Source organism: Streptomyces sp. NPDC058985 (assembly GCF_042740985.1).
Lineage (GTDB): Bacteria > Actinomycetota > Actinomycetes > Streptomycetales > Streptomycetaceae > Streptomyces.
The window spans coordinates 1-15,949 of record NZ_JBHYJX010000014.1 but is presented as its reverse complement, the minus strand read 5'-3'; the positions used below and the strand labels follow the sequence as shown (position 1 = coordinate 15,949).

Sequence of the window (15,949 nt, the reverse complement as noted above, 5' to 3'; positions counted from 1 at the left end):
CATCAGCACCATCAGCACCAGAGGGAGTGGAGCCGTGATGACCCGTTCCGCGCGCCGGACCCGTCGCACCGTGCAGGCGGTGGGGGCGGCCGCCGCCGCGCTGCTGGCGCTGAGTGCCTGCTCCGCCGATTCCGATTCCGATTCCGCCTCGGGCTCGGGCTCGGGCTCCGGTGAGAAGTCCGGCGGCTCGGAGAAGCTCTCCGGGACGGTCAACGTCTTCGCCGCGGCCTCGCTCACCGAGAGCTTCACCGAGCTGGGCAAGGAGTTCGAGAAGCAGCACCCCGGCACCAAGGTCGTCTTCAACTTCGGCGGCAGCGACTCGCTCGCCGCGGGCATCACCAGCGGCGCTCCCGCCGACGTGTTCGCCTCCGCCAGCCCCAGGACCATGAAGGTCGTCACGGACGCCGACGCCGCCTCCGGGACGCCGGCCACCTTCGTCCGCAACCGGCTGGAGATCGCCACCCTGCCGGGCAACCCCGGCAAGATCGCCTCCCTGAAGGACCTGACCGGGTCCGGCCTGAAGGTCGTCCTGTGCGACAAGTCGGTGCCGTGCGGGGCCGCCGCCCAGAAGGCGCTGGACGCGAGCAAGCTGAAGCTGACGCCCGTCTCCTACGAGGAGGACGTGAAGTCGGCGCTGAACAAGGTCGTCCTCAAGGAGGCCGACGCCGCCCTGGTCTACAAGACCGACGTGAAGGCCGCCGGTGACAAGGTGGAGGGCGTGGAGTTCCCCGAAGCCGCCGACGCCGTCAACGACTATCCGATCACCCTGCTCAAGGATGCGCCCAACGCCGAGGTGGGCCGGGCGTTCATCGAGCTGGTGCGGTCCGCCGAGGGCCGGAAGGTGCTGACCGGGGCCGGGTTCACCGCACCGTGACCGCACCGTCCAGGAGCGCGCGGGTGAGGGGCGGGGCTCCCCTGCCCCTGCTCGTGCCCGCGCTGATCGGCCTCGCCTTCCTGGTGCTGCCGCTGATCGCCCTGCTGATCCGGGCCCCCTGGGCGAGCATGCCGGAGCTGCTGACCAGTACCGAGGTGTGGCAGGCGCTGCGGCTGTCGCTGATCTGCGCCACGGCGGCGACCGTGGTGAGCATGGTGATCGGCGTGCCGCTGGCCTGGCTCCTCGCACGGGTCGACTTCCCCGGGCGCGGTCTCGTACGGGCCCTGGTGACGCTGCCGCTGGTGCTGCCGCCGGTCGTGGGCGGCGTGGCGCTGCTGATGGCGCTGGGCCGCAACGGGGTCGTGGGGCAGTGGCTGGACTCCTGGTTCGGGATCACCCTGCCGTTCACCACCACCGGCGTCATCCTCGCCGAGGCGTTCGTGGCGATGCCGTTCCTCGTCATCAGCGTCGAGGGCACCCTGCGCGCCGCCGACCCGCGCTACGAGGAGGCGGCCACCACCCTGGGCGCCTCCCGCTTCACCGCCTTCCGCCGGGTCACCCTGCCGCTGATCGCGCCCGGCATCGCCGCGGGCGCGGTGCTGGCCTGGGCCCGGGCACTCGGCGAGTTCGGGGCGACGATCACCTTCGCCGGGAACTTCCCCGGCCGCACCCAGACCATGCCGCTGGCCGTCTACCTCGCCCTGCAGAGCGATCCGGAGGCGGCCATCGCCCTCAGCCTGGTGCTGCTGGCCGTGTCCATCGCCGTACTCGCCGGACTGCGCGACCGCTGGATGACCGCCTCATGACCGGGACCGGGAAGCGGACCGCGCCCCGCGCCGACGGGCTGGACGCGCGGCTCGTCGTCGACCGCGGGGGCTTCCGTCTCGACGTGACGCTGGCCGCCGCGCCCGGCGACGTGGTCGCCCTGCTCGGGCCCAACGGCGCGGGCAAGACCACCGCCCTGCGCGCGCTGGCCGGCCTCGTCCCGCTCTCCGAGGGCCATCTCCGCCTCGACGGGGACGAGCTGGACCGTACGCCTCCGGAGTCCCGGCCCGTCGGCGTCGTCTTCCAGGACTACCTGCTCTTTCCCCACCTCACCGCGCTGGACAACGTGGCCTTCGGACCGCGCTGCCACGGCGTCGGCAAGGCCGAGGCACGGGCCCGGGCCGCCGTCTGGCTCGACCGCATGGGCCTGGCCGACCACCAGGGCGCCAAGCCGCGCCGGCTCTCCGGCGGCCAGGCCCAGCGGGTCGCGCTCGCCCGCGCCCTGGCCAACCGTCCCCGGCTGCTGCTCCTGGACGAGCCGCTCGCCGCCCTCGACGCCCGCACACGCCTCGACGTCCGCGCCCAGCTCCGGCGTCACCTGGCCGACTTCGAGGCGGTGGCCGTGCTCGTCACCCACGACCCGCTGGACGCCATGGTCCTCGCCGACCACCTCGTCGTCGTGGAGGACGGCCGGGTCGTCCAGGAGGGCACCCCGTCGCACATCGCCCGCCACCCGCGCACCGACTACATCGCCCACCTGGTCGGCCTCAACCTCTACCGGGGGCGCGCCGAGGGGCATGCGGTACGTCTGGACGACGGGACGGCGATCACGACCAGCGAGGAGCTGACCGGGCCGGTGTTCGTGGCGTTCCCGCCCAGCGCGGTCACCCTGCACCGGGACCGCCCCACCGGCTCCAGCGCCCGCAACCTGTGGCGCTGCGAGGTCGCCGGTCTGGAGACCCACGGCGACCAGATCCGCGCCGACCTCACCGGCGAACTCCCCCTCGCGGCCGACCTGACCACGGTCGCCGCGGCCGAACTCGACCTGCACCCCGGCGCCGCCGTCTGGGCCACCGTCAAGGCCGCCCAGACCCACGCCTACCGCGGCTGACCGACCGCCGACCGCCGGTCAGGCCGCCTCCAGTTGGGGCTCCGACTGCTGGGCCGGCACCGTCGCGCCCGTCGGCCGCCAGCCCCTCGTGGTCCGCACATAGCCGTGGATCACCGAGGCCATCGCGAGCAGGAGGAGGGGGCCGAAGACCAGCGGGTGGCGGGCCATGTCCAGGGACAGATAGCGGGTCGACGCGAGGATCGCGGTGAACACCAGCGCGCCGTGGGCGACCAGTTGGATTCCCGCCCGGTCCCAGCCGCGGTCGAAGGCGCGCAGGGCCGCCTCGACGGTGACGGCGAAGACCACACCGGCGACGAGGTCGATGCCGTAGTGATAGCCGAATCCCAGCGTCGCGCCGAGCGTGGCGACGAGCCAGAACGTTCCTGCAAAGCGCAGGATCCTCGGTCCGTTCCGGGAATGCAGGAAGATGACGGTGGCCCACGCCGTGTGCAGGCTGGGCATGCAGTTGCGCGGGGTGATCCCGTCGTACGTCACCGGGGCGGGCGGGCCGATCGGCGGCGGTGTGTCCGGCCACAGGGTGGCGACGGCCCACTGCTCACCGCCGGTGCCGAAGGCCCCGGTGCCGTAGGTGAAGATCGGGCCGACCACGGGGAAGATCATGTAGATGCCCGGCCCGAGCAGGCCGATCACCAGGAAGGTGCGCACCAGGTGATGGCGCGGGAAGCGGCGCTCGGCGGCGACATGACGCAGTTGGTAGAGCGCCACGACCACCGCGGCCACCGCGAGTTGGACGTAGACCCAGTCGAGGACGTGCTCGCCGGCCGGGCCCGAGGCCCTGACCACCCGGCCCACCAGCCACGAGGGGCTGCCCAGCGCGTGATCGGCGACCGCGACGTACGGGTCCAGCACCTTCGGGTGGGTCTTCGCGGTGATCAGCAGCCAGGTGTCGCCGGTCTTGCGGCCGGCCACCAGCAGCAGACCGAGCCCGACACCCTTCAGCAGCAGGACCCTCTCCCGGCCGGTGCGGCGCGTGAGCGCGAGGACGCCGCAGCCGAGGACCACCCAGAGCGCGCCGTTGCCGAAGGAGTGGCTGCCGGACACCGTGGCACCCGCCGCCCAGCGCACCAGCGCGAAGACGAGGTCGACACCGACCGCGCAGGCGGCCGCCACGAAGCGCTGACGCCAGGTCAGGACCACCATCGTCAGCGCCAGGCCGGCGTAGAGCAGCGGCCCCGAGACGGGGGCGAACACCACCTCTTTCGCCTGGTTGGTGATCGGCCCCGGGAGACCGTAGCGGCGAGCGGCGATCTCCAGCGCGACGAGGAACGCGAGAGCCGCCGCACCCGCCACGGCCCAGAGTCTGGCGCGCTGCTGTCGCCCACGTAGGCGCGAGGGTATCCGTGATGGCATATATCTCAATCTTTATTCTGTTTGCGTCTTTTTACCGATTTGCGCAAATAACGACCTTTCAGCGACGGGAGGGTTACCAGCCCGTCAGCGCAAGAAGACGAATGTATTACTGCGCGGGTTGCCAGGCGAAGCCGTCGGGGTCCTCGAACGGCTCGGTCTCCCCGGCGAGTACGAGGCGGTGCGAGCCGCTGCCGCCGGCGTCGACGCCCGCGACCTTGGCGAGGCCGCGCCGCTTGTAGAGGGAGAGCTTGACCGTGCCCGGTTCGGTGGCGAACTCGACGTACTTGCCCCCGAAGCTCTTGCCGACGGCGAGCCCGCGCTCGACGTAGAACTGCTTGCTGGCCTTCACGTCCTCGACGCCGAGCAGGAGCACGATCTCGTCGAACTCGCGGGTGACCGGGCCGGTGTCCTTCTTCTTCGAGGTGGCGAGCTGCCAGATCGTGCCGTCCGGCGCCTGGACGACGCCGCCGTAGCCCCACAGGGACTTCGCCGCAGGCTTGACGACGGTGGCGCCGGCCTCCACGGCGGCGGCGAGGAGCGCGTCGACGTTGCCCGGCTGGGACACCACGAGGGACAGGGTGAAGCCGCGGAAGCCGGTCGTCGGGGACTCGGAGGCACGGACGCGGACCCGCTTCGGGTCCAGCCCGAAGGCGTCGGAGTAGAAGCGGGCGGCGGCCTCGGTGTCGGCCACTTCCAGGGTGATGGAGTCGATGGAGTTCATGTCCATGACGGTATGGGCGGCGGGGCCGGCGATGCTTCTCGAAAACTGACCATGCCGCCGCGTGGGATCCGGCCGCCCCCGGGCCGCGTCCGGCCGGGACAGCGGGGGCGTCGCGAGTGCGACGGGATTATCACGAGCGTCCACACGGTCACGGCGTGCTACTGTCGATGGAAGTTGCAGTTGTGGTTGCCTGAAGGTTTTTCCGACGGGGTGATCATCACGGCGACCGGCGTTCACACAGGGTGAGCGCCGAGCACCGTCCCGAAGGAGAAAAAATGGCATCCGGCACCGTGAAGTGGTTCAACTCGGAAAAGGGCTTCGGCTTCATCGAGCAGGACGGCGGCGGCCCCGACGTCTTCGCCCACTACTCGAACATCGCCGCCCAGGGCTTCCGTGAGCTGCTCGAGGGCCAGAAGGTGACCTTCGACATCGCGCAGGGCCAGAAGGGCCCGACCGCCGAGAACATCGTGGTCGCCTGACCTCACGACGCACTCGCGTTACTTCGCAGTCGGGGCCCGCACCTTGGGGTGCGGGCCCCCGCTCGCGTTTCTTTCTTTTCTTCTCGTTTTCTTCTCCATTTTCCGGTCCCGCGCCCCGATGCGCCGACAGTGACCGGACCCGGCTCGTTCTTGCGATTCCCCGCGCCGTACCACCGCTGCGGGACTCCCTTGATACGTGCCGTATCGAGGAAGGTTCCGTATGGACCGCGCACGCACACGCACCAATGACCGCAGCCGCTCCGGCGGCGGCCCCCGCCGCTCCTCCCGCACGGGCGGCCGCTCCCAGAACCCCGGCCGCCGCCCGGCCGCCGCGCCCCAGGGCGAGTTCGCACCCCCGAAGACGATCACTCCGGCGCTGCCCGCCGTCGACACGTTCGCCGAACTCGACCTGCCGGAGCGCATGCTTTCCGCGCTGAGCGGCGAGGGCGTGAGCGTGCCGTTCCCGATCCAGGCGGCGACCCTGCCGAACTCCCTGGCCGGGCGCGACGTACTCGGCCGGGGCCGCACCGGGTCGGGCAAGACCCTCGCCTTCGGCCTCGCCCTGCTGGCCCGCACGGCCGGTCTCCGCGCCGAGCCGCGCAGGCCGCGCGCCCTGGTCCTCGTCCCCACCCGTGAGCTGGCCCAGCAGGTCACCGACGCGCTCGCCCCGTACGCCCGCGCCGTGGGCCTGCGGTCGGCCACCGTGGTCGGCGGCATGTCGATCGGCCGGCAGGCCGGTGCGCTGCGGGGCGGCGCCGAGGTCGTCGTGGCGACGCCGGGACGGCTCAAGGACCTCATCGACCGGGGTGACTGCCACCTCGGCGACGTCGGCATCACCGTGCTCGACGAGGCCGACCAGATGACCGACATGGGCTTCATGCCGCAGGTCACCGCCCTCCTCGACCAGGTGCGGCCGGACGGGCAGCGGATGCTCTTCTCCGCCACCCTGGACCGCAACGTCGACCGGCTGGTCCGCCGCTACCTGTCGGACCCGGTCGTCCACTCCGTCGACCCGTCGGCCGGCGCCGTCACCACGATGGAGCATCACGTCCTGCACGTGCACGAGGCGGACAAGCAGGCCACGACCGTCGAGATCGCGGCGCGTGACGGCCGGGTCATCATGTTCCTGGACACCAAGCACCGGGTGGACCGGCTGGTCAAGCAGCTGCTGAAGAGCGGCGTGCGGGCGGCCGGACTGCACGGCGGCAAGTCCCAGCCGCAGCGCACCCGCACCCTCGCCCAGTTCAAGGACGGGCAGGTGACGGCGCTGGTGGCGACCAACGTCGCGGCCCGCGGCATCCACGTCGACAACCTCGACCTGGTCGTCAACGTCGACCCGCCCGGCGACCACAAGGACTACCTGCACCGCGGCGGCCGTACGGCCCGCGCCGGCGAGTCGGGCAGCGTCGTCACCCTGGTCACGCCGGACCAGCGGCGCGACATGACGCGGCTGATGGCCTCGGCCGGCATCACCCCGCAGGTCACCCCGGTCCGCTCCGGCGAGGCGGAGCTGTCCCGCATCACCGGTGCGCAGGCCCCCTCCGGCGTCCCCGTCGTCATCACCGCACCGGTCGTGGAGCGCCCGCGGCGCGCCGCGTCCGGCACCGGCTCCTCGTCGCGCGGGCGGCGCGGCCGCTCCGGCCAGGCCCGCTCCGGCCAGGCCTCCGTCCCGCAGACCCGCACCGGCCAGGGCCGCGGGGGCGGCCAGAGCCGCTCCGCCGGCGAAGCCCCGCGGCGCAGGCCGCGGCGCCAGTCCGCCGGTGGTTCGTCGGCGGCCTAGACGAACCGCAAGCCCATCCGCTCCGTCCCCCTGTTGGAGGCATCATGCGCTGTGTCATCGCCCGGTACCCGTTCGACCTCACCAAGCAAGGGGTGCTGGACTCGATGAAGGGCGTCACGCCCCAGCCCGTCACGGGTGAGTCCGTGACCATCGGCCGCCGTCGCTACCCGGTCAAGCAGGTGGGCGTGGTCGTCACCCGGCAGGACAGCCGCGACTTCTCGGCGGCCGAGGTCACCCGGGCCATGACGCGCCTGGGCTTCACCTGCCACCCGGCCCCCGGGGCAGAGCCCGCTCCGGCGCCCGCCGCCACGCCGGTCGAGACCGCGTCGGCGCTGCTCGGAGGACCGGCCCAGCCGCAGGAGTAGGAGTGACGACGGGCTTCATCCGTCGGGAGAGCCGCGTGGCCCGGTGTCCGGAGACTTCCATGGCCTGATGGCCTGAGAGTTCCGCGCCTCCGGCGTCAGGAGAGCCCCGTGGCCCGGCCCGCGCCGTCCCGGCGCACCTCGCTCACGCGCCGGACGGCCGCGCGGTCGAGCGGGCCGAAGACGTGCGGGAAGAGGGTGCCCTCGGCGACCCCGGGCGGCGGTGCGGGCTCCGCCGCCTCCCACACGCACCTCGGGGTGAGCCGGTCCTCGTCGAGCAGCACCGCGAGCAGGGGACGGGGCGCGGCGCGGTAGTAGGCGTTGACGACGGCGAGCGTGGTCGCCTCGTCGGGCGAGCAGTGCACGAACCCGTCCTCGGCGAGGGAGGCGGGGGCGTAGGGCCGGTCGGGGTCGGCGTTCCACTCGGCGAGCGGCACCACGTGGTAGATCATCGTTCCGTTTTAACAGCAGGCCCGCCGGGCTCCGAGGGCGTGGGCACGGAGCCCGGGGCGGACGGCGGCGCGGACCCCGACGGCGAGGAGGCCGACGGGGTCGGCACGGCCCCCGTGGACGCGTCGGGGACCGGACTCGGCGCCTGTGAGGCGTCGCGGGGCGAGGCGGGGGTCGGTGGGGTCGTCGCGGGCGGGTCGGCGGGGGCCAGCGGGGCCGTCGGACGCGGGGGCGGGGCGGGGGACGCCCAGTTCAGCGGCAGCGCGATCAGGACGGCGGCGGCAGCGGTCGCGGCTCCGCCGGCGGCGGCGCGCAGCAGACGCCGCCGGGACGCGGCCTTGCGGACCGCCTCGTAGCGGCCGGGCGGCGGGCCCAGGTACGCGGTCTCCGGGCGGAGCACGACCAGCAGCGGATCGTCCTCGTCCCGTCCGGACCCGGGATCGTCCTCAAGGCGTGTGGTCAAGGCTTCTCCTCAGATGGACGCGGAGCAGTTCGCGGGCCGCGTGGAGGTCGGCCTTGACGGTTCCTTCCTTGCGCCCGGTCAGCGCGGACACCTCCCGGATCGGCATGTCAGCGTAGTAGTGGAGCAGGATCGGCACGCGCAGTCGCTCCGGCAGGGACTGCACGAGCAGCCGCACCGAGGGGTCGGCCTGCTCGGGGTGCGGGCGTACGGCGACCTCCGCGGTGACCCGGCGCACGGCCCGGCGTTCGCGCTCCAGCTTGCGCCAGTGATCCCGGACGAGGTTGGCGGCGGTCACGTAGAGGAACCCGCGGGGCTCCTCCACGGACGTCCAGCGGGCCCAGAGCCGGGTGAACGCCTCCGAGGCGATCTCGTGGGCCGTCTCGTCGTCGTCGACGAGCCGGCGGCACCAGCCGGCGAGGCGCGGATACAGGGCGGCGAACAGCTCGGACGCCGCCCTGTCACGGGACCGTTTCAACGCTCTCCATGGTCGTGAGGGTATGCCGTGCGCACGGCCGGTCAGGAGGGAGCGGGACGCGTCGCGCTCAGCGCGGCGAAGACGATGACGTTGTCCCGGTACTCCTCGCCGACGCGTGGGCCACCGCAGGTGATGAGCCGCAACTCCGGCCGCTTCACGTCCCCGTAGACGTCGTCCGTCGGGAACTCGGCCTTGCGCACCGTCCGTACGGCGGTGACCGTGAACTCGGCCGCCGCGCCGTTCTGCAGGCGCGTCTCGATCCGGTCGCCCCGGTGCAGCCGCGCGAGGTGGCGGAAGACGCCGTCGCCGTGGGTGCCGACGGTGACGTGGCCGAGGAGGACCGACGGTCCCACCTGGCCCGGGGTCGGCGAGTGCCGGTACCAGCCCGCGCGGTCGTCGTCCGTGACGGGCGGGACCTGCACCGTGCCGTCCTCCGCGAGCCCCAGCCGCATCACCGGGGTGTCGACGCCGGCGGCCGGGATGCGCAGGCCGACCGGCACCGAACGCTCCAGTGGCCGCGTGGACTTGGCGGCGGTGGGTGATGAGGGCGCGGTGGTGCCGGGGCGGTCGGACGCGGCCACGTCGTTCCCCGTGTGCCCCGCGTTCCCCGTGTTCCCGACGTTCCCCGCGCCGCCGCCGCAGCCGGCGAGCAGCACGGTGAGCGCCGCGGTGGCGAGGGCGCGACCGGCGGGCCGGGTCATGCCCCGGTCGCCGCCCGCCGACGCCGTACGACGAAGAGGACCGCGCCGCCCGCGACGAGCACGGCACCGGCGCCCGCGCCGGCCGGCCCCGCGTCGGCGCCGCCCGGCTCCCGGGTCGCGACGCCGGTGTCGGGGGCGCCCTCGGGCACGGCGGAGACCTGGCCGTCGGCCGGGGCGGGGGCGGGTGCCTCGTCCGCCGGACCCGGCTTGCTGGGCGAGGGCGTCGGGGCCTTGGTCGGGGACTCGCTCGGCACGGGGCTCGGGGTGCTCTGGGCCGGGGCCTTGGTGGGCGCGGGGCTGGGGTCGTCGGCGAACGCGGGCGCGGTGCCGGCCAGTACGGCGGTGCAGGCCAGGGCCACGGCGCTGAGGATGGTGCGGCGCATCGGGTCGCTCTCTCTCGGGGGGGTGGTGGGTGGATCGGACGGAGAGACGAGGCGGCACCCCGGCGGGTTGCAAAGGGATGGCAAAGCCGTGGTGGGTGACGGATGCATCCCCTTCTTACGGACCCGTGACGTGCCGCGCCGGACGCGCGGCGCGAGGGCCTCACGCGCCTAGCGTGGACGCATGCGCGTACTGGTCACCGGCCATGCCGGGTTCATCGGGTCCCATGTCGTCACGGCACTGCGGGAACACGGGCACGAGCCCGTCGGGTACGACGTCCGCGAGGACCCCGCCGCCGACGTGCGCGACCCCGCGGCGGTCGCCAAGGCGCTCACCGGGGTGGACGCCGTGTGCCACCAGGCGGCGGTGGTCGGGCTCGGCAACGGGGTCGCCGACGCCGCGGAGTACGTCTCGCACAACGACCTCGGCACCGCCGTCCTGCTCGCCGCGATGGCGGAGGCGGGCGTGGGGCGGCTCGTGCTCGCCGGGTCGATGGTCGTGTACGGCGAGGGGCGCTACGAGTGCGCACGGCACGGCGTGGTCCGGCCCGGCCCGCGGGCCGTCGCCGACCTGGACGCGGGCCGGTTCGAGCCGCCGTGCCCGGTGTGCGGCGCGGCCCTCTCCCCGGGGCTGGTCGGCGAGGACGCGCCGGCCGACCCGCGCAACGTGTACGCGACGACCAAGCTGGCCCAGGAGCACCTGGCCGCCGCCTGGGCGCGGTCGGCCGGCGCGACGGCGGTGTCGCTGCGCTACCACAACGTGTACGGCCCCGGGATGCCCCGCGACACCCCGTACGCCGGGGTCGCCTCCTTCTTCCGTTCCGCGCTCGCCCGCGGCGAGGCCCCCCGGGTCTTCGAGGACGGCCGCCAGCGCCGGGACTTCGTACACGTACGGGACGTGGCCGCGGCCAACGTCGCGGCACTGACGGCCGACCGCCCGGGCGGCACGCTCACCGCCTACAACACCGGCAGCGGCGACCCGCACACGGTGGGCGAGATGGCCACCGCCCTCGCCGAGGCGTACGGCGGCCCCGAACCGGTCGTCACCGGCGAGTACCGCCTGGGCGACGTACGCCACATCACCGCCGACTCCGCCCGCCTGCGCACCGACCTGTCGTGGCACCCCCGGGTCGGCTTCGGGGAGGGCATGGAGGAGTTCGCCCGGGCGGGTCTGCGGGGGCAATGACGTCGGGGGCGGCGGCACGGTCGGACACGGTCCGCGGGCCGGGCAGACGGCGCGGGGCGAGGCGGGGCGCCCAGGCCGGGGACCGAGCCCTCGGGCCGAGGACCGCGCCGCCCTCGGGCCGGGGACCGAGCCCTGGGGCCGGGGACCGAGCCCCTGGGGCCGGGGACCGGGTCCGAGGGCGAGAGCGCCGGCCCGGGCAGGTCCAGGGGGGAAGGCGCCGGACGGCTCAGGCGTCGGCCAGGGGGAGGGTCACCTCGAAGCGGCAGCCGCCGGGGATGTTGTGGACCGTGGTGCGGCCGCGGTGGGCTTCCACGATGCCGCGGACGATGGCCAGGCCCAGGCCCGCGCCGGCCGGAGGGGTACGGGCGTGGGTGCCGCGCCAGCCGGTGTCGAAGACGCGCGGCAGGTCCTCCTCCGGGATGCCGCCGCAGCCGTCGGAGACGGAGAGCACCACGCCCTCGGGCGAGGGCTCGGCGGCGACGGCGACCGTGCCGTCGGCGGGGGTGCGGCGGATGGCGTTGACCAGGAGGTTGCCGAGGACGCGGCTCATCTCCTTGCCGTCCACCTCGACCGGCACCGCCGCCACCGCGTCGCCGACCAGCCGTACGCCGTGCTCCCGGGCGAGCGGGTCCGCGCCCGCGAGGGCGTCGCCGACCAGGTCGTAGAGCGAGATCCGGGCGGGGGCGAGGGCGAGCGCTCCGGCGTGGATGCGGGAGAGTTCGAAGAGGTCGCCGACCATGTCGTTGAGGCGTTCCACCTCGGTGCGGATCTGGCGGAGGTAGCGGTCGGGGTCCGCGGCGACGCCGTCCTCCAGGGCCTCGGACATGGCCCGCAGGCCGGCCAGCGGGGTGCGCAGGTCGTGCGAGATCCAGGCGACCAGTTCGCGGCGGGAGGTCTCCAGGGCGCGCTCGCGTTCCCGGGACTCGGCCAGGCGCGCGCTGGTGGCGGCCAGTTCACGGCTGAGGGCGTCGAGTTCGGCGGTCGCCGGGACGGTGGGGGCCGCGTAGTCGCCGTCGTCGCCGAAGGAGCGTGCGGCGGCGGCCAGTTCGCGGCTGCGGGCGACCACCCAGCGGCCCAGCAGCAGCGCGGTGGCCAGCGACACCACGGCCGCCATCGCCACGACGGTGGTGACCACGGACAGGTCGTGCGGGGACAGGAACATCGCCCAGGCGACGGCGAGCGTCCCCGCGAGCATCGCGAGGACGGCGACCGCCGCCACCACCGCGAGCGACGCGGTCAGCGAGCGCCGCCGGATCAGCCGCAGCACGGCCGCGCCGGCCAGCCCGGCGGCGGCGGCGCCGGCGAAGGCGTACAGGGCGATGAGGAGGGTGTCGTGCATGTCAGACCGTCTCCCGCCCCGTCGGGTCGAAGCGGTAGCCCACGCCCCACACGGTCTGGATCAGCCGCGGCCGGGCCGGGTCGTCCTCGACCTTGCCGCGCAGCCGCCGCACGTGGACCGTGACGGTGGACAGGTCGCCGAAGTCCCAGCCCCACACCTCCCGCATCAGCTCCTCCCGGGCGAAGGCCCGCCCCGGGTGCCGCAGGAAGAAGGCCAGCAGGTCGAACTCGCGCAGGGTGAGGGCCAGCTCGGCGCCCTCCTTCGTGGCCCGCCGGGCGCCCGGGTCGACGGTGAGACCGGCCGCGGAGGGCGGCACCAGACCGGCGGGGGGCCGGGTGCGGCGCAGTACCGACTCCACCCGCAGCACCAGCTCGCGGGGGCTGAACGGCTTGGTCACGTAGTCGTCCGCCCCCACCTCCAGGCCGAGGATGCGGTCGTCCTCGTCGCCGCGGGCGGTCAGCATGACGACCGGCACGGGCCCGGTGCCGCGCAGCCGCCTGCACACCTCCAGGCCGTCCATGCCGGGCAGCATCAGGTCCAGCACCACCAGGTCCGGCCGGTGCGCAGCGGCCCGGGTGAGCGCGGCCGGACCGTCATCGGCCCGGTCCACGACGTGCCCGGCGCGCTCCAGGTACCCGGCGACGACCTCCGCGACGGTGGGGTCGTCGTCGACGACCAGGATCCGGGCGGGGCCGGCGGTGGATCCATCGGGGGTCCCGGTGGGGGTGCCGGCGGGGGATGCGGCCGGGGATCCGGCGGAGGATCCGGCGGGGGATCCGGCCGGGGATCCGGCCGAAGTTCCGGCCAGGGATGCGGCGGGGGATCCGGCCGGGGATCCGGCCGAAGTTCCGGCCAGGGATGCGGCGGGGGATCCGGCCAGGGATGCGGCGGGGCTTCCGGCCGGGGATCCGGCCGGGGATCCGGCGGAGGATGCGGCGGGGCTTCCGGCCGGGGATCCGGCGGAGGATCCGGCGGAGGATCCGGCCGATGATCCGGCGGAGGATCCGGCGCGGTCCGCCTGTGCGGGAGCGGGCTCGTGCGGCTGCTGCATGGGCCCAGCCTCGCACCGCGCCCACGCGGACGTCGTCCCCGAGGGCCGACCCGGGCCGCGACGTCCGTGTTTCGTAAGGAGCGGGAGCCCGTTTCGCCCGATTTCGACTCGTAGGGTGAGAGCCGTGACCACCTCGCCCGCTCCCGTCGTCGACGTCGTACTCCCCTGCCTGGACGAGGCCGGAGCCCTGCCCTGGGTCCTGGCCCGCATCCCGGACGGCTGGCGCGCGCTCGTCGTCGACAACGGTTCCACCGACGGCTCTGCGGAGATCGCCCGCGCGCTCGGCGCCACGGTCGTGACCGAGCCGCGCCGCGGCTTCGGCGCCGCCTGCCACGCCGGGCTGACCGCCGCCACGGCCGACATCGTCTGCTTCTGCGACTGCGACGCCTCCCTCGATCCGGGCCTGCTGAAGCCCTTCGTGCGCGAGATCCGGGACGGCACCGCCGACCTGGTGCTCGGCCGCCGACGACCGCAGGGGCGCGGCGCCTGGCCCCCGCACGCCCGGGCCGGCAACCTCGCGCTCGCCCGGATGCTGCGCCGCCGCACCGGCCTGCGGCTGCACGACCTCGGCCCGCTGCGCGCCGCCCGCCGCGAGGCGCTGCTCGGCCTCGGCCTCACCGACCGGCGCAGCGGCTACCCGCTCCAGATGGTGGTGCGGGCCGCCGACGCGGGCTGGCGGGTCACCGAGCACGACGTGCCGTACCTGCCCCGCACCGGGGCGTCGAAGGTCACCGGGACCTGGCGCGGCACCTGGCACGCGGTACGGGACATGCGCGGCGTGCTCGCCGAGCAACCGGATCGCACGGTTCCGCGTGACGCGGCCCACGAGGGGAACACACGGTGAGCATGATGAGCACCCTCCTCGTCATCGCGAAGGAGCCCCGCCCCGGCCGGGTCAAGACCCGCCTCACCCCGCCCTTCACCCCGAACGAGGCGGCCGCGCTGGCCGAGGCGTCCCTCGCCGACACCCTGCGCGCGGTCGCCGCGACGCCCGCCCGGCGCCGGGTGCTGGTCCTCGCCGGTGCCCCGGGGCCCTGGCTGCCGCCCGGCTTCGACGTCGTACCGCAGTGCGCGGGCGGTCTCGACGCACGGCTCGCGGAGGCGTTCGCCGGGTGCGCGGGGCCCGCCCTGCTGATCGGGATGGACACGCCGCAGGTGACGCCGGAGCTGCTCGACGTGGACTTCGCGGACTGCGACGCGTACTTCGGTCCGGCGGAGGACGGCGGCTTCTGGGCGCTGGGCCTGGCCCGCCCCGACCCGGCCCTGCTGCGGGGCGTGCCGATGTCGACGCCGGTGACGGGGGCCGTGCAGCGCGAGCGCCTGCTGGCGGCGGGGCTGCGGGTACGGGACCTGCCGCCCCTGCGCGACGTCGACACCGCCGCCGACGCCCGGGCCGTCGCCGCACTGGCCCCGCACGGCCGTTTCGCCGCCCGGCTGGCGGCGTGCACGGCGGGCGCGGACGCGGGGGTGGGCCGATGAGCGGCCACGGACGCGCGGGCGGGCGGCCGACGAGCGGACGGACCGGCGGGGCGGACCGCGCCGCCGAGAACGGACCGGCACACCCACCGGTGGGCCGGCCGCCCGGCCGGTTCGCGGCATGCACGGCCGGCGCGGACGCGCGGGTGGGCCGATGAGCGGCCACGGGCGTGCGAAGGGGCGGCCGATGAGTGAGCCGGTGAGCGGACCGGCCGACGGGGCGGACCGCGCCGTGGGGAGCGGGCCGGTGGAGCGGCCGTCCGGCGACTGGACGGCCGTCGGTCCCGGGCGCCTCGCGGAGTCGGCGTTCCCCCTGGCGGGACCGGCGCCCTGGGCCGGCTCCGACCCCTACGCCGCCGCGCTGCGGGCCGGTCGCGGGCCGCTGTTCCTGCGGCGGACCGACGGGTGGCTGCTGCCGCTGGAGGTGGAGCGGTGGTGCGCGGGGGCCGACACGGTCGACCTGGAGGTCCTGGACCGGTGCGAGGGCGCCGTCCTCGACGTGGGCTGCGGCCCCGGCCGGCTGGTCGCGGAACTCGCCGCCCGGGGCCGGACCGTCCTCGGCATCGACGTCAGCGAGGCCGCGGTGGCCCACACCGTGCGCTCCGGCGGCCAGTCGCTGCGGCGCTCCGTCTTCGAGCCGCTGCCCGGCGAGGGCCGCTGGGACACCGTGCTCCTCATGGACGGCAACGTCGGCATCGGCGGCGATCCCCGCGCCCTGCTCGCCCGCGTCGCCGCCCTGCTCGCCCCCGGGGGCCTGCTGATCGCCGAGACCGCGGGGGTGGACGTCGACGAGCGCGCCCACGTGCAGCTCGTCGACGTCACCGACGGCCACGCCGCCGGCAGCCCCTTCCCCTGGGCGCGGATCGGCACCCGCGCCCTGCTCGACCGCGCGGCCGCCGGGGGCTGGCGGACCGTCGCTCAGTGGACGTCGGGGGAGCGCCCCTTCGTCGCGCTGCGCAGCGACC

19 protein-coding genes are annotated in these 15,949 nt (G+C 74.9%); 11 read left to right on the top strand and 8 right to left on the bottom strand.

Annotated features, from left to right (window positions below; all coding sequences use genetic code 11):
• The first annotated feature begins 37 nt into the window (after nt 1–37).
• Genes modA through ACFW01_RS15125 form a run of 3 tightly spaced genes read left to right on the top strand, consistent with a single transcriptional unit; the run spans nt 38 to nt 2,750 of the window.
• Entirely contained in the window at nt 38–874 is an 837-nt protein-coding gene (modA, locus tag ACFW01_RS15135; RefSeq protein WP_384503924.1) for a molybdate ABC transporter substrate-binding protein, read from the top strand.
• A complete protein-coding gene (gene modB, locus ACFW01_RS15130; RefSeq protein WP_234956587.1) occupies nt 871–1,680 on the top strand; it encodes a molybdate ABC transporter permease subunit in 810 nt (269 codons plus the stop codon). The genes modA and modB overlap by 4 nt, the downstream gene beginning before the upstream one ends.
• Complete coding sequence (locus tag ACFW01_RS15125) at nt 1,677–2,750, top strand: ABC transporter ATP-binding protein (protein WP_384503922.1); 1,074 nt, start codon at nt 1,677–1,679, stop codon at nt 2,748–2,750. The genes modB and ACFW01_RS15125 overlap by 4 nt, the downstream gene beginning before the upstream one ends.
• Before the next feature lie 18 nt (nt 2,751–2,768).
• Here the strand turns inward: ACFW01_RS15125 and ACFW01_RS15120 are convergent, their stop codons facing one another.
• Nucleotides 2,769–4,061 carry a phosphatase PAP2 family protein gene (locus tag ACFW01_RS15120; RefSeq protein ID WP_384503920.1) on the bottom strand — a complete coding sequence of 431 codons (1,293 nt, stop codon included), beginning with the start codon at nt 4,059–4,061 and terminating at the stop codon, nt 2,769–2,771.
• Nucleotides 4,062–4,227: 166 nt separating this feature from the next.
• Nucleotides 4,228–4,842: a VOC family protein gene (locus ACFW01_RS15115; RefSeq protein ID WP_234956584.1), complete on the bottom strand. Its 615-nt coding sequence runs from the start codon at nt 4,840–4,842 to the stop codon at nt 4,228–4,230.
• A 275-nt stretch (nt 4,843–5,117) separates the two neighbouring features.
• Here ACFW01_RS15115 and ACFW01_RS15110 point away from each other — a divergent pair, with 275 nt between their 5' ends.
• The 3 genes from ACFW01_RS15110 to ACFW01_RS15100 all read left to right on the top strand — a co-directional run bounded on the left by ACFW01_RS15110 (nt 5,118) and on the right by ACFW01_RS15100 (nt 7,466).
• On the top strand, nt 5,118–5,321 hold the full coding sequence (locus ACFW01_RS15110; protein ID WP_019324834.1) for a cold-shock protein: 204 nt from the start codon (nt 5,118–5,120) through the stop codon (nt 5,319–5,321).
• A 220-nt stretch (nt 5,322–5,541) separates the two neighbouring features.
• Entirely contained in the window at nt 5,542–7,101 is a 1,560-nt protein-coding gene (locus ACFW01_RS15105) for a DEAD/DEAH box helicase (protein WP_234956583.1), read from the top strand.
• A 44-nt stretch (nt 7,102–7,145) separates the two neighbouring features.
• Nucleotides 7,146–7,466: an SCO5918 family protein gene (locus tag ACFW01_RS15100; RefSeq protein ID WP_234956582.1), complete on the top strand. Its 321-nt coding sequence runs from the start codon at nt 7,146–7,148 to the stop codon at nt 7,464–7,466.
• Between the two features lie 95 nt (nt 7,467–7,561).
• Here the strand turns inward: ACFW01_RS15100 and ACFW01_RS15095 are convergent, their stop codons facing one another.
• The gene (locus ACFW01_RS15095; RefSeq protein WP_384503916.1) at nt 7,562–7,915 is read right to left on the bottom strand and encodes a DUF952 domain-containing protein; all 354 of its coding nucleotides are present in this window, start codon (nt 7,913–7,915) and stop codon (nt 7,562–7,564) included.
• Between the two features lie 39 nt (nt 7,916–7,954).
• On the opposite strand from ACFW01_RS15095, the gene ACFW01_RS15090 reads away from it, so the two are divergent.
• Complete coding sequence (locus ACFW01_RS15090) at nt 7,955–8,269, top strand: hypothetical protein (protein ID WP_384503914.1); 315 nt, start codon at nt 7,955–7,957, stop codon at nt 8,267–8,269.
• Nucleotides 8,270–8,359: 90 nt separating this feature from the next.
• Here the strand turns inward: ACFW01_RS15090 and ACFW01_RS15085 are convergent, their stop codons facing one another.
• The 3 genes from ACFW01_RS15085 to ACFW01_RS15075 are packed head-to-tail and all read right to left on the bottom strand — an operon-like array spanning nt 8,360 to nt 9,935.
• Nucleotides 8,360–8,851 carry an RNA polymerase sigma factor gene (locus ACFW01_RS15085; RefSeq protein WP_153178812.1) on the bottom strand — a complete coding sequence of 164 codons (492 nt, stop codon included), beginning with the start codon at nt 8,849–8,851 and terminating at the stop codon, nt 8,360–8,362.
• 41 nt (nt 8,852–8,892) lie between these two features.
• A complete protein-coding gene (locus tag ACFW01_RS15080) occupies nt 8,893–9,552 on the bottom strand; it encodes a class F sortase (protein WP_384503912.1) in 660 nt (219 codons plus the stop codon).
• Nucleotides 9,549–9,935, bottom strand: a complete 387-nt coding sequence (locus tag ACFW01_RS15075; RefSeq protein WP_384503910.1) for a sortase-dependent protein — start codon at nt 9,933–9,935, stop codon at nt 9,549–9,551. Before ACFW01_RS15075 ends, ACFW01_RS15080 begins: the two co-directional genes overlap by 4 nt.
• Before the next feature lie 181 nt (nt 9,936–10,116).
• On the opposite strand from ACFW01_RS15075, the gene ACFW01_RS15070 reads away from it, so the two are divergent.
• The gene (locus ACFW01_RS15070) at nt 10,117–11,118 is read left to right on the top strand and encodes an NAD-dependent epimerase/dehydratase family protein (RefSeq protein WP_384503908.1); all 1,002 of its coding nucleotides are present in this window, start codon (nt 10,117–10,119) and stop codon (nt 11,116–11,118) included.
• A 226-nt stretch (nt 11,119–11,344) separates the two neighbouring features.
• On the opposite strand, the gene ACFW01_RS15065 is transcribed toward ACFW01_RS15070, so the two are convergent.
• Nucleotides 11,345–12,457 carry a HAMP domain-containing sensor histidine kinase gene (locus ACFW01_RS15065; RefSeq protein ID WP_234956576.1) on the bottom strand — a complete coding sequence of 371 codons (1,113 nt, stop codon included), beginning with the start codon at nt 12,455–12,457 and terminating at the stop codon, nt 11,345–11,347.
• A 1-nt stretch (nt 12,458) separates the two neighbouring features.
• Complete coding sequence (locus tag ACFW01_RS15060; RefSeq protein ID WP_384504046.1) at nt 12,459–13,265, bottom strand: response regulator transcription factor; 807 nt, start codon at nt 13,263–13,265, stop codon at nt 12,459–12,461.
• A gap of 358 nt (nt 13,266–13,623) precedes the next feature.
• Between ACFW01_RS15060 and ACFW01_RS15055 the strand changes: the two genes are divergently transcribed.
• The 3 genes from ACFW01_RS15055 to ACFW01_RS15045 form a co-directional block, all read left to right on the top strand.
• On the top strand, nt 13,624–14,352 hold the full coding sequence (locus tag ACFW01_RS15055) for a glycosyltransferase family 2 protein (protein ID WP_234956575.1): 729 nt from the start codon (nt 13,624–13,626) through the stop codon (nt 14,350–14,352).
• Between the two features lie 5 nt (nt 14,353–14,357).
• Nucleotides 14,358–14,987 (top strand): DUF2064 domain-containing protein, encoded by a 630-nt coding sequence (locus tag ACFW01_RS15050; RefSeq protein WP_384504044.1) that lies wholly within the window; start codon nt 14,358–14,360, stop codon nt 14,985–14,987.
• A gap of 184 nt (nt 14,988–15,171) precedes the next feature.
• On the top strand, nt 15,172–15,949 hold a 778-nt coding region (locus ACFW01_RS15045), incomplete at its 3' end, for a class I SAM-dependent methyltransferase (RefSeq protein ID WP_384503906.1).

Excerpts from the sequence above, each read along its gene's own strand:
- modA (WP_384503924.1), top strand. The coding sequence starts at position 38 with ATGACCCGTTCCGCGCGCCGGACCCGTCGCACCGTGCAGGCGGTGGGG.
- ACFW01_RS15125 (WP_384503922.1), top strand. The coding sequence starts at position 1,677 with ATGACCGGGACCGGGAAGCGGACCGCGCCCCGCGCCGACGGGCTGGAC.
- ACFW01_RS15115 (WP_234956584.1), bottom strand. The coding sequence starts at position 4,842 with ATGAACTCCATCGACTCCATCACCCTGGAAGTGGCCGACACCGAGGCC.
- ACFW01_RS15110 (WP_019324834.1), top strand. The coding sequence starts at position 5,118 with ATGGCATCCGGCACCGTGAAGTGGTTCAACTCGGAAAAGGGCTTCGGC.
- ACFW01_RS15105 (WP_234956583.1), top strand. The coding sequence starts at position 5,542 with ATGGACCGCGCACGCACACGCACCAATGACCGCAGCCGCTCCGGCGGC.
- ACFW01_RS15100 (WP_234956582.1), top strand. The coding sequence starts at position 7,146 with ATGCGCTGTGTCATCGCCCGGTACCCGTTCGACCTCACCAAGCAAGGG.
- ACFW01_RS15095 (WP_384503916.1), bottom strand. The coding sequence starts at position 7,915 with ATGATCTACCACGTGGTGCCGCTCGCCGAGTGGAACGCCGACCCCGAC.
- ACFW01_RS15080 (WP_384503912.1), bottom strand. The coding sequence starts at position 9,552 with ATGACCCGGCCCGCCGGTCGCGCCCTCGCCACCGCGGCGCTCACCGTG.
- ACFW01_RS15075 (WP_384503910.1), bottom strand. The coding sequence starts at position 9,935 with ATGCGCCGCACCATCCTCAGCGCCGTGGCCCTGGCCTGCACCGCCGTA.
- ACFW01_RS15070 (WP_384503908.1), top strand. The coding sequence starts at position 10,117 with ATGCGCGTACTGGTCACCGGCCATGCCGGGTTCATCGGGTCCCATGTC.
- ACFW01_RS15065 (WP_234956576.1), bottom strand. The coding sequence starts at position 12,457 with ATGCACGACACCCTCCTCATCGCCCTGTACGCCTTCGCCGGCGCCGCC.
- ACFW01_RS15050 (WP_384504044.1), top strand. The coding sequence starts at position 14,358 with ATGAGCACCCTCCTCGTCATCGCGAAGGAGCCCCGCCCCGGCCGGGTC.